Source organism: Spirochaetales bacterium (assembly GCA_016930085.1).
Classification (GTDB): Bacteria; Spirochaetota; Spirochaetia; order SZUA-6; family JAFGRV01; genus JAFGHO01.
On the sequence record JAFGHO010000072.1, the window covers coordinates 1 to 11832 of the forward strand.

General features: G+C 50.7%; 10 protein-coding genes. 8 read left to right on the forward strand and 2 right to left on the reverse strand.

Annotation, left to right across the window (positions count from 1 at the left end):
• Positions 1 to 256: 256 nt before the first annotated feature.
• Both JW881_13145 and JW881_13150 read right to left on the reverse strand, forming a co-directional pair.
• Positions 257 to 1864: a leucine-rich repeat domain-containing protein gene (locus JW881_13145; protein MBN1698454.1), complete on the reverse strand. Its 1608-nt coding sequence runs from the start codon at positions 1862 to 1864 to the stop codon at positions 257 to 259.
• 373 nt (positions 1865 to 2237) lie between these two features.
• Positions 2238 to 2954, reverse strand: a complete 717-nt coding sequence (locus tag JW881_13150; GenBank protein ID MBN1698455.1) for a tetratricopeptide repeat protein — start codon at positions 2952 to 2954, stop codon at positions 2238 to 2240.
• A 287-nt stretch (positions 2955 to 3241) separates the two neighbouring features.
• Between JW881_13150 and JW881_13155 the strand changes: the two genes are divergently transcribed.
• The 8 genes from JW881_13155 to JW881_13190 all read left to right on the forward strand — a co-directional run bounded on the left by JW881_13155 (position 3242) and on the right by JW881_13190 (position 11546).
• Entirely contained in the window at positions 3242 to 4327 is a 1086-nt protein-coding gene (locus JW881_13155; protein ID MBN1698456.1) for a response regulator, read from the forward strand.
• Positions 4328 to 4330: 3 nt separating this feature from the next.
• Entirely contained in the window at positions 4331 to 5881 is a 1551-nt protein-coding gene (locus JW881_13160) for a PAS domain-containing protein (GenBank protein ID MBN1698457.1), read from the forward strand.
• The gene (locus JW881_13165; protein ID MBN1698458.1) at positions 5878 to 7068 is read left to right on the forward strand and encodes a HAMP domain-containing histidine kinase; all 1191 of its coding nucleotides are present in this window, start codon (positions 5878 to 5880) and stop codon (positions 7066 to 7068) included. Before JW881_13160 ends, JW881_13165 begins: the two co-directional genes overlap by 4 nt.
• Before the next feature lie 5 nt (positions 7069 to 7073).
• Positions 7074 to 7517 carry a response regulator gene (locus tag JW881_13170; GenBank protein MBN1698459.1) on the forward strand — a complete coding sequence of 148 codons (444 nt, stop codon included), beginning with the start codon at positions 7074 to 7076 and terminating at the stop codon, positions 7515 to 7517.
• A gap of 11 nt (positions 7518 to 7528) precedes the next feature.
• Complete coding sequence (locus JW881_13175; GenBank protein MBN1698460.1) at positions 7529 to 8614, forward strand: HAMP domain-containing histidine kinase; 1086 nt, start codon at positions 7529 to 7531, stop codon at positions 8612 to 8614.
• 168 nt (positions 8615 to 8782) lie between these two features.
• Positions 8783 to 10696, forward strand: a complete 1914-nt coding sequence (locus JW881_13180) for a hypothetical protein (protein MBN1698461.1) — start codon at positions 8783 to 8785, stop codon at positions 10694 to 10696.
• Between the two features lie 160 nt (positions 10697 to 10856).
• Positions 10857 to 11252: a hypothetical protein gene (locus JW881_13185; GenBank protein ID MBN1698462.1), complete on the forward strand. Its 396-nt coding sequence runs from the start codon at positions 10857 to 10859 to the stop codon at positions 11250 to 11252.
• A gap of 147 nt (positions 11253 to 11399) precedes the next feature.
• Entirely contained in the window at positions 11400 to 11546 is a 147-nt protein-coding gene (locus JW881_13190; GenBank protein MBN1698463.1) for a hypothetical protein, read from the forward strand.
• Positions 11547 to 11832: the final 286 nt, after the last annotated feature.

Sequence of the window (11832 nt, forward strand, 5' to 3'; positions counted from 1 at the left end):
GAACAGCTAAGAAATCTCCTTCCTCATCGTATCGATCCGAAGCTGATTACCGAATAAAAATCCTGACGGGTTGAAATTGACGGTTACGGAAATAAAAACATCAGAATAATAACGATACACCTTTTCCTCTGTTTTACGGCGGATAACGTTTAGGTTTTTTCATCCTTTTCCATACTCATCCAAAAAGCATATCCTCCCGGCGGACTTGTTCCGGTCTCGATACCGAACCGGAAGGATATGCTCCTTTCTTCACTCTCTACAACGAATCGAAATATTCCTGCCTGATATCGACCTGTACCCCGTTTTCCCTCATTAAATTGATGACGGCTTCTGCTGAGGCATCCAATGGATTGCCGACAAGGGAAAGCACCTTCAAATTGTTAACGAGATTCACCAGGGGAGTGATATCGCTTATATTGTTGTTTTTGAGGTTCAGGGATGTCAGGCTGGTACAGTTTGCTAGCGGCGAGATATCCTCGAGTGTCCCGACATTCAGAACGAGTTTTGTCATCTTTTTCAGGTATCCCAGAGCGGTAATATCGTTTATCGGGTTACCGCAAAGGTTCAGTTTCGACAGATTGGTGAGATTCGCAAGCGGCGTGATGTCGGATATCTGATTGTTGTAAAGGTCGAGATACGTCACCTTTGTCAGGTTTGCCAGTGGTGTAATATCGATAATATGATTGTCATTGAGGGTTAGGTACGTCAGATTCGTAAGGTTTGCAAGGGGGGTAATATCGACGATGTCGTTGAAGTGACAGAGAAGTTCCGTCATTTTGGTCATGTTCGCAAGCGGGGTGATATCGCTAATCTGATTGACGATAATATTGAGGTTTGTCAGATTGGTCATGTTCGCAATGGGAGTGATATCGATCAGGTGATTGGTGGCGATATTGAGTTTCCTCATATCGGTCAGGTTTTCTATGGGTGCAAGATCGATCGGGTACCAGTTATTATTGAGAAGCAGGTTTGACAACCCGCTGAAATGTTCCAGACCATTTATATCGTTGATATACAGGTGGCTCAGGTCGATACTGCCTATTGTGTACACATCGGTATTGTAGATCGGTCCCTCAGGTATATCGATTAGCTCCCGGATTGCCGCTTCGAGAATGGGGTCGGTGAAATCGATGAGTGTTTGTTCGGGCGGTTCCGGACCGGAGCCCCCGATTAAACTCACATTGTCGATATAGACATCATTCGCGTCGAGACCGCAATTGAACTCGACCCGCGCCGTGGTATCGTTCGCCGAAGCGGTAAAGTCGAATGAATAGGTTGTCATGGACGTCGATAAACTCAAAGGACCCGATGCGGAATAGCTGGTATACGGATCTTCGGACATGCCGACATTCGCTTCGATTGTTCTCGGTGAAACGCTTCGTGCATCGAAAGTAAATGTGTAATCCGTTCCGCTGAATATATTGATGCCCCCCTGGCTGATCTGAACGTTCCATGTTTCGGTACCACCGTCGGTTATACCGATGTGAAGTTCGCCGTTATCGACCGAAAGACTTCCCGCCCCGGGCGAATAATAACCGGCGGTCCAATGCGTGGTTCCGTCGGCGAAATCACCGTTAACGATATTTTCCGTACCCGCGACAGTGGGCGGCCAGGTTATCAACCCGACGAAATACCGGGCGACAAGAAGGGTGTCGACAATGGTTACGGAACCGTCTCCATCGACATCGGCGACGGTCCGGTCGAATCCGTTCGGATCCAGCCCCACGGCATACTGGGCGATAAGAAGCGCGTCGACAATGTTGATCGATGAATCGTTATTCACATCTCCCAGTTCGGCCCCGCATACGGCGAAGGCTGTGCATAAAAACAACGAGCCCAACATAATAATGTTTTTGACTTTCATTACTTACCTCTTTTCACTATACTTTTTATTAAAATTTATTTTAAATATACGGATTACAAATATAATGTACCGCTTTTTATTTTGCCTTGGGCCATTATAAGGCAAAAAACACGATTTTGTCAATAGTGAGGGATCAATAATGACCTCAAGTATCTTCACGTGCTATTTGTTTGCCAAACATCCGGGGTTTAGCCAAAAACATTGTGTCAATTTCAGACATAACATGGGATTCGGGTGTTTTTTTACCATTTGCTATTCATTTTAGCAGGAAAATGATTTATTTGTTAAGATCGAGTGTCGCTACGTAGACGTTAAGAATGATTTATTGGCAGCAAGACGATTTCCGGCTTGGATATATCGAGGAATACCCTGACTATCGGACGCAGGGACATACTCTATCACTCAGCAGAAAACCTTCCGCTTCGAGATCCGGCCGGCCGTCGATCATTTTCCCCCACAAAAAATCGTCTTCGCGCGTGATGCCGCCTTCGTTCCAGACACATCGTTCGACTGGCTGTACGTCCGTGTATCCGGCCACGTAGAGGATGATATCGCCGCCTCTCAGGGCATAGCGGCCCGTTCTCGTCCATCGTTCGGTATCGGCGGAAATCCGGACGGTCATCATGACGAAGCCCGTATCGGTGAAAACGAACTCGTAATTTGGACAATAATCGCTTGCGCTCATCGAGTAGAACTCATCGTTGAATCCGCGGCCCGAAAGCATGAAATCGATGAACGCCGGTTCGCTGCGGACGGCATCAAGATCCCCGTCTTCGAGAATCTTTTCTATCCTGCTTTTGTCGAGTTCCAGGGTTTTTTCGAGATACGCGATAATGTCGGAAATTTTTTCAGACCGATGAGAAGTATAGGTCAGCGCGAGCACGCATGCCGCGTTATGATAAGGATAGACGGAGGCGGGGTCTTCTTCCATGGCTTTTTGAAAAAATCCAAGGGCCTTCTCATAGTCTTTCCGGCAATACGCTTCGTAGCCCGCCCCGTTTGGTTCCATTGCCTTGCGTGAATCGGCGCGGGCAGGGGCCGGATAGACGAAAAACAAACCGATAACGGATAATATCAGTACTGTTTTCATGGTTTTTCCCTTCCGTATCCATGAAAGAATATACCACAGACCGTTGGAATTTTAAAGAGACACGGGAAAAATTGTGTTTTTCTTGACGCCCGTATGAGTTTTTTCACCTCCGATGCGCCGGGACCGTGCTTTCTCATCCGCCGGGCGCCGGAATCCGGCCGAGAAAAGAACGTCAAAGGCGTTTTCCGCGAATTGTTTCCATCACATAACAAAGAGTGTTGACATTTGACCTGCTTCAATATAACATAATAGGTGAGTCTTTTTGATTATTATCGGGAAACCGGGTTATGATGATGAAAACAAGGGTACTTGTTGCAGAGGACAATATCGACCATCTCGAACTTCTTTCGGATGCGCTTTCGGAAGAAAACGAGGTCATGGGAACGGACAGCAGGGAAGGCTGCATGGAGCTGCTCGAAAAGCACAGCTTCGATCTGGTCGTACTCGATTACAATCTCAAAAAGGATTTTTCAGGGTTCGATATTCTGAGGGAAATAACCCTGAAATACCCGTACCTTCCGGTTATTATGGTCACCGCCTATGGAAACGAAGATCTCGCCGTCAAGGTCATGAAAATCGGTGCCAAGGATTATATTCGAAAGACGCTCGACAACAACTATATCGACCGGATCGTCGGCAACGTGCGCACCCTGGTGCAGCGAAAGGACAGGGCGGATTATAAAAAGGTAAAAAAGAACGCGCTGTCCTTTCTCCGTGAGCACGAAGACGATTTCATCGACCGGTGGAAAGAGAGTATCCATTCGAGCGAGGAACGTTTCGATGTGTCGCACGATCTTCGGCTTTCGGACGAGCTGCTTCGCCTCTGCTACCGGGCCTTTATAACGGATATCGAGAAGGATCAACTCAACGAAACGCTCGCCGTGTTCAAAAAGAATATCGAACAACAGGAAAAAAAGGAGCGGCTTCTTATAGGGTTCGAGTTGTTGAACATGACCTTCAAGGAGATCGTCCACAGCCTTCTCATCAAGGAGTTTTCGAATTTTTTCGATTTCGGCTCAACCCTGATGGAACAAATCAACTGGATCATCGATGTGAATGAAATCGTACTCAACAAGGAATACGAGAAGATAATCGACGATGTCGTCGAAGAAGTGAAGGAGCAGGAGAACTTCTCGGCGCGGTCCGATCTTATCCTGAATCTCAAAAGCCGGCTGAGCGATTCGCTGGCCGTCATCGAGAAGAAATCGCGTGAAATAGCCGTCAACACCGGAAAGGCGCACGAAAAAACGGTTTCGGAGATCATCGGCCAGGTAAAAAAGATAACATCGGTCATCGAAGCCTTCGAGAATGAATGCGCCAGTCATCTGGCCGATGACAGGAATAAACGGAAAAAGGGAAAGAACAGGGGATAAGGGATGGAGGAGATACAGCAGATTACCGAAATAAACGGGCAACCGCCTGAACCCCGGCAAACGCTTCCTTCGATCGACGAGATCAGGAACGGACACATCATCCTGATCGCCGTCGATAAATCGGACCGTATCGTGTATACGGACAATGAGTTCGCGGAGTTTCTGGGGAAAGACCTCTCCGGGATTATCGGGGCGCGGATACAGGATTTTCTCCACCACTACATGCTCGGTAATCTCTCGAAACAGGAACTTTCTTTTGTAAAGTTTGCCGGAAATTATGAAAAACCGAATGTCGAGATCGATTTTCTTCCCTCTTCCGACGGCGAACGAAAGACACTGATTTGCGAGTTCAAGTATTCGGATGAACTGCGGGCGATAGGGTGGGAGATTCTCGTTACCGGGAGGGACGTGGCCATTGTCAAACAACTCGAGCGGCTTATCGAGGTCATGCAGGAAACATCCCGCCAGCTTCTCTCCGGAAATTTCGACATGGCAATGCGGCTCGACAGCAACAGAAAGATCAAATCCATGAACTCATGCTGCGAACGGGAAATGGGCATCAAGAAAAACGATATCACGGGAAAGGACATCACCACGATACTGAGCAGGGAACGGGACAGGGTATCGCTCAACCAGGCTTTCGAACAGGCTTCGGCTTTTCACAATGTCTATAATCTGCGGGTCGACCTCAAAATAAACGACCGGATACTCCCGACCCTCGTCAATGTCCAGGCCTTGCGGGACAGCTTCAACAATGATATCGGTTTCGCGCTGGTGCTGCGGAATATCGAGGAGGAAACGAAAAAGGATTCTGTCCTGAAGCGCCTCGAGGCGATCGATAAAATGAATGCCCTGGGCGAACTCGCCGTGGGGATTTCCCATCAGATAAAAAATTATATCAACGCTATCTCTTCCGGCATTCTGCTGCTCGAAATGGATATCAGCAGCCGGTTCGGCGAGCTGACCGACGATCAGCATGTCGTCATCGATCATCTGAACGACGTGAAGAATCACCTCGCGAAACTCACCTGGCTCACCAAACACCTGCTCGCCTTCGCGAACAACCAGAAGACCCCCGTGGAATCGCTCGGAAACGTGAACAGCGTCCTTCAATCGGTCTACAACCTCGTTCATGACACGGTGAAGAAGCGCAACGCGGTCATCGAACTCCAACTGGCCGATAAACTGCCCGTGATCTTTTTTTCGCCGATTCATCTCGAACAGACGATTCTCAATATCGTCAATAACGCGGTCGACGCCCTTCCCGCGCAGGACGGGCTCATTACGGTGAAGTCGTTCAAGTCGGAAAAAAAATGGGTGACGATCACGATATCCGACAACGGATGCGGAATCCCGGAGGAGATGAAGCAGAAGATATTCGATATTTTCGAGACAACGAAGCCGGTCGGAAAAGGGACCGGCCTTGGGCTCTACCTGGCCCATCAGTTCATATCATTTATGAAAGGAACGATATCGGTCGATTCGACGGTCGGAAAAGGCACGACCTTTACCATCAGACTGCCGATATCGAAAATTCCGGGGATCATCGCATGAAGGATATAAAAACGGAAAAAATTGAATCTTTTCTCAAATCGCAAAAGCCGGAGTTCATCAGAAAATGGAAGGCGAAAGTCGACGAGGTTATTTTTTCGAACAAGAATGACACCGATACGGTGCTGGAAGAGGGGGAGTTCTCCGAGTTGTTCGATGTCTATATCGAGGACATGATCAAAAAGGAGTTTCACCGTTCGAATCTTTTCCTCGTCGACCTGATACAGCAGAAGATCAAGCGCGGTTTTCTGCTTTCGACCCTCGAACTCATCAACGCGTCCTTCATGTCGACGGCGCGGGAACTTTTCCGTTCCGTCTACCCTGACGCGTTCGACAAGCGGATGGAATACCTCGAGCGGCTGTCGCAGATGATCCTCAACAACGAGGTGATGCTCGCGCAGCACTACGAAGACTATATATCCGAATTGACGCACCAGTTGCGCGAGAAGGCGGAGATACTGAAACGGCGAAACGATTCACTCGTCGAATTCATCGACGTGGCCACCCATCAGCTTCAGACGCCGCTCTGGTCGATTCTTGGGTTCGTATCGAAACTCCAGCGCAAGTATTACGAGTCGATCGACGACTACGGCCGCCATTGCCTGAATCGTATTTCCGCGAATGTTTCCGATATGCATCAGCTTATCGAGGACGTGACGACCATGCTCATCATCGACCAGGAAGGGGTGACGCGTAAAAACCTCTACTTCTATGACCTTATCGAACAGTCCATTCACCGCATTCACGAGGAAATCGATAAAAAGTTCAGCTGTACCTACGGCGAAGCGGAGCGCAAGATTATCATCAATGGCGATCCGCAGCATCTGAAAACGCTTTTTTATCAGCTGTTGAAAAACGCGGCTCAGTATACGGTGGACAATTTCCATGGTGAAGCGAAAATAACGAGCGCCATGAATGATGAGTTCCATATCTATATCGAAGACAACGGAATCGGTATCGAGAAACGGTACCGGGAGCTCGTTTTCAAGCCAATGGAACGTTTGAAAGAAAAGGAGGTGTCCGGCAGCGGTATGGGGCTCTCTTTTGCGCGGATTATCGTGAGGGGGCACGGGGGTGAAATGTATCTGGAAAACGGGAAAACGATGCAGGGACTGTGCGTTCATATCGTCCTTCCCGTCGACCTTGTCAGTCATATCGATAAAAAAGAAAAACAAGCGAGTAAGGAGTAATACGCATGGAATTAAAACAGCTCAATACAATTCTTCTCATCGAAGACAATGAAGATCATATTGAGCATACCATCGACGCTTTAAAGGAGGTTGGACTTGTCAATCAGGTCAAGGTGGTGAAGGACGGGGAAGCTGCGATCGATTACCTGTACCGGAGAAACACGTACAGCGATCCAGTTCTGTCTCCGCGGCCGGACCTGATCCTTCTGGACGTGAAACTTCCCAAGATCGACGGTTTCGAGATTCTGGACAGGATCAAGAAAGACAGCGAACTGAAAACCATCCCGATCATTCTGCTCACGACGACGAGCAACAGGGAGGATATCGACAGGGGCGCCCGGCTCGGGACGAATGATTATATCATAAAACCGGTCGAATATGAGATTTTCATCCAGAAGGTGAAGGGCCTCGGCAAATACTGGGCCCTTATCAGCGACCTGACGACATAAGTAACAGGATCATGGGTAAAAGAGACATTGCCGGCATACGGGAACAATTTATGCATCCGCCGGAACTCGTGCAGATGATACTCGACGGGCTTGAGGCCGGTGTCATGTTCATCGATACCGAGTACAACATCGTCTTCATGAACCGGGAAAAGCGGGACAATAATCCGGATGTCAGACCCGGAATGAAATGTTACGAAGTATTCGAGGAATACGGCATGCGCTGTCCGTTCTGTGTCGCGCACAAGGCGATGGAGCTTCTGGAAATACAGCGAAACGAGGATTATGTTTCGATCCAGAAGGGCGTGGAGGTTCCCGTCCATCTCAATATCACCGTCTTTCCGGTCACCGACTCCGGCGGAAGGCTATTGGGGGCGATCGAGATCGCCTATAATGTGGAAAATATTTATCAGACGACCGTGCGTCTCGAACGCCTCAACAAGGAGTACGAACACGTCATCTACGCCCTTTCCCACGACCTGCGCGCGCCGCTGGTCTCGATCGAAGGGTTTCTCGCGAAACTCGTCAGGGGAAAGCACGTCAAGGAGAACGATGAAGTCGCCGATCACTGTATGGACAGGATTCACGCGAATGTTCGGATGATGAACAATCTGGTCAAGGTGCTGCTGGATACCTCAAGGATCGCGACCGGAAAACTCGAAATTCAGGAAGTCGACATGCAGTACATCGCCGAATCGGTGGTGGAGCAGTTTCGCAACAGGATAAAGGAGAAGGGGGTGACGGTGACCGTGGTCATGGAAACGCGCGTGTATATGTGCGACAGGATCCGGGTGCAGCAGGTATTCAGCAACCTCATCGAAAACAGTCTCGAACATTCGAAAAACGTGAAGCACCTGTATATCGAAATCGGTTCGCGGAAAAACACCTTCTGGGTAAAGGACACGGGACCGGGAATTCCGGACGGTTTCAGGGAACGGGCGTTCGAAGCCTTTGCGCAGGCGGGTGACAGCGGAACGGACCATTTCGGGATGGGAATGAGTATCGTCTATAAAATCATCCAGAAGCACGGCGGCAAGGTCTGGATCGAGAGTACCGAGGGCAGGGGAACGACGGTCTTTTTTACATTGCGGCCACTTTAGGTATAGTCTGATTCACTTATCAATCAATAGGCTTTCATCCTATCAAACTATATTATTTTCCCCGATTGTTTCATGAAAGCGGTTAATGGTATGCTCAGATACACTGACAACAAAAAAGCGAATGACATTATCGTAAAGTGTATTGTATAAAATTAAAGGGAGGTACGCATGTATAAAAAACAGGTATTTACGGTAGTGAGCGTGTTGATTGTTTTTCTCTGCTGCGTTATCGATACCGCGGCACAGACTGCGACCATCAACGCCAATACGGTTCAGCAATACATCAGGGGATTCGGCGCGGCCAATATCATCGGCTGGAGAGACGATATGACCGCCGCGGACAGAATACTCGCTTTTTCGGTTACCGAGGGTATCGGGTTGAGCGTGCTTCGCGTCCGCGTTTCTCCGAACAGTGCTGACTGGGCGTCCAATAAGGCAAGCATCGACGCTGCTAAATCCAACGGGGCCATGGTTATCGCTTCGGCGTGGTCTGCCCCCGCTTCGATGAAAACCAACAATAATACGACGGGCGGGAATCTCAAAACGGATTCCTACGCGGCGTACGCGACGCACCTGAGGGATTTCTGCAGCGCTGTCGGCGGGGTGGACGCCATCAGTCCGATCAACGAACCGAACATCACGGTCGACTATGAATCGATGGAAATGTCCGCTTCCGACGTGGCGTCGTTCGTTGCCGCGCAGGGAGCAAACTGCGGCGCGCCGATCTTTGCTCCGGAACCCTACAACATGAGCCAGTCCTTTATCAACCAGTACCTGAGTAATTCCGGCGCGAGGTCGAACACGAAGTATGTCGCCGGACATATCTACGGCACCTCACCTTCAGCTTTCGATCCCGGTATGGAAGTCTGGATGACCGAGCACTATGTGGATTCCAATACCAACGGCAATGACTGGAACAAATCCATGAATGTGGCCAAGGAACTCCACGACTGCATGAACGCCGGCTACAGCATGTATGTCTGGTGGTACATCAAACGATATTATGGACCGATCGAAGAGGACGGGACGATCACCAAGACCGGGTATGTGATGGCCCATTACGCGCGGTATGTCAGGCCGGGTTCCAATAAAATTTCCTGTACGGCCAGTCCGGCCTCGAATGTTTACACGACGGCATATAAAAACGGTTCGAATCTGGTCGTTGTTGCGGTCAACCGGAACTCGTCGACGAGCACGGTGACCTTCAACGTGAGCGGGCTTTCGGTATCGGGGCTGACCACCTATACGACAACAAGTTCGCAGAATCTCGCCTCGGGAAGCGTTTCCGCTTCCGGAAGCAGTTTCAGCGTTAGTCTGCCGGGCTCGAGTATCACCACGATCGTATCGGGCGGCGGCACCCCGTCCACCCCCGACCCGACGACACCGCCCCAGCAGACGGTCGAACCGACATCGCCCCCGGTTCCCACCACCGTTCCGGGAAGCGGGAACGGTCTACTCGGAGAATATTTTTCCGGAACGGACCTCACGAACCTGGTGCTGACGAGGATCGATCCCTCACTCGACATGGACTGGGTCCAGGGATCACCGGATTCTTCTATCTCCTCGGATAATTTTTCCATACGATGGACGGGAAAAATCGAGGCGAGATCGAACGAAACCTACACGATCATAACGCGCTCCGACGACGGAATGCGGGTCTGGATCGACAATCAGCAGATTATCAATGACTGGACGGAGCACGCGGCGAGCGCGGATACGGAGGTAAGCGGTACCGTTTCGATGCAGACCGGTCGGCAATACGATATCAGGGTCGAGTATTTCGAAGGCTCGGGAGAAGCATCGGTGCAGCTTTACTGGTCGGCGCACTCGGTTACGAGGCAGATCATCCCCCAAAGCCAGCTTTACTCTGAAAGTGTTCCTCAGGGGAACCTCGGGGACGTGAACGACGACGGCGTAATCAACATCGTCGACGCCCTTTTGACCGCGCAATACTACGTGGGCCTGGCCCCGTCTAGTTTCGATGCGGGCAGGGCGGATGTCGACTGCAACGGCACCGTCAACATCGTCGACGCACTTCTGATCGCTCAGTACTACGTGGGGTTGGTCGATTCGTTCTGTTAGAATAAGGTTTCTCGTAAAAAAGTCTTTTGCTGATATCGCCGGGAAGGGAAGCGGCCGGTGCGGTCCCGCTTCACTTCCCGGTTTTCATTTAACCGCCGTCTTGCCGGCTGCGTCCGGAACACTCCGGCGGTTACCGTTCTTGCTTTGTTATGCGTAAAAGATGCCCGCGGGGATATGTGCCGTATCGTTTTTTTCTTTTTTCGTTTCAGCGCGAACATGGTACGTCAACTCATCCGCCGTCGTACCTGAAGACGGGAGCTTCGCGCACCCGTTCCGTGCCATTTTCGGCGCGCTCGGCGCCGCGGCGGAAGGCGACACGATCCGTATCGCAGCGGGCGCTTACGGGGGAACCCTCACCATGAAAAGGCGAATCAAGATGTACGGCGGCGCCGTCTTTCTCGAAAACTGCGAAAACAGCAGGATTACCGGTTCGGTTTTCGAATCGAACAGGGCGCCCTACGGGGCCGGAGGTGCGGTCGGAATCGAAGATTCCGAAGTATTCGTTTGCGGCTGTACCTTCAGTGCGAATGAAGCAAGGCAGGGCGGCGGTGTATAGGCTTTCGCGTCGGATCTCACGATCGAAGAATGTACGTTCGAGGGCAACAGGGCCGAATCCGACGACTGGCCGGTCATCTATTACTGCGGCGGGCTTGCCGTCGGGGACGCGTATCCGACCAAGGACGGCGCGGTCGCTGTATTCGACGTGACGAAAGAAGCGCTCGAAATCGAACCCGGAAAGCCGTTTGCCGCGGCGGTCATCACCATCCGGGTAAAGATTCCGGAAAAAACGGATACGGCCGTTCTTTCGCTTTCAGGGGACGGGGATTCAATCATCATGTTAGAAAAATAAAAAACGCTTCCGTTCGCCGCAGTTGTAAAAACGATCGCCGTCGTTCCGTCTGAAGAAGAAAAGAAATAGCGCCGGGCAGCGTATCGGTCTCTACTAAACGGCACTCACAGGGGCCGCCCGAGCAGGGCGGCCTTTTTTTAGTGCGCCCGGCAGGGCGCACCCACTTGGAGGTGACCTGAGAAAACAGGAAGTCCTCTACAGGCCGGGCAGGGGGAACTGTTAGCCGGACGGCAAGGGTGTCCATCGTGAGGTGGAATCTGAAGGAAGCCGCAGGCAAACCACTGCC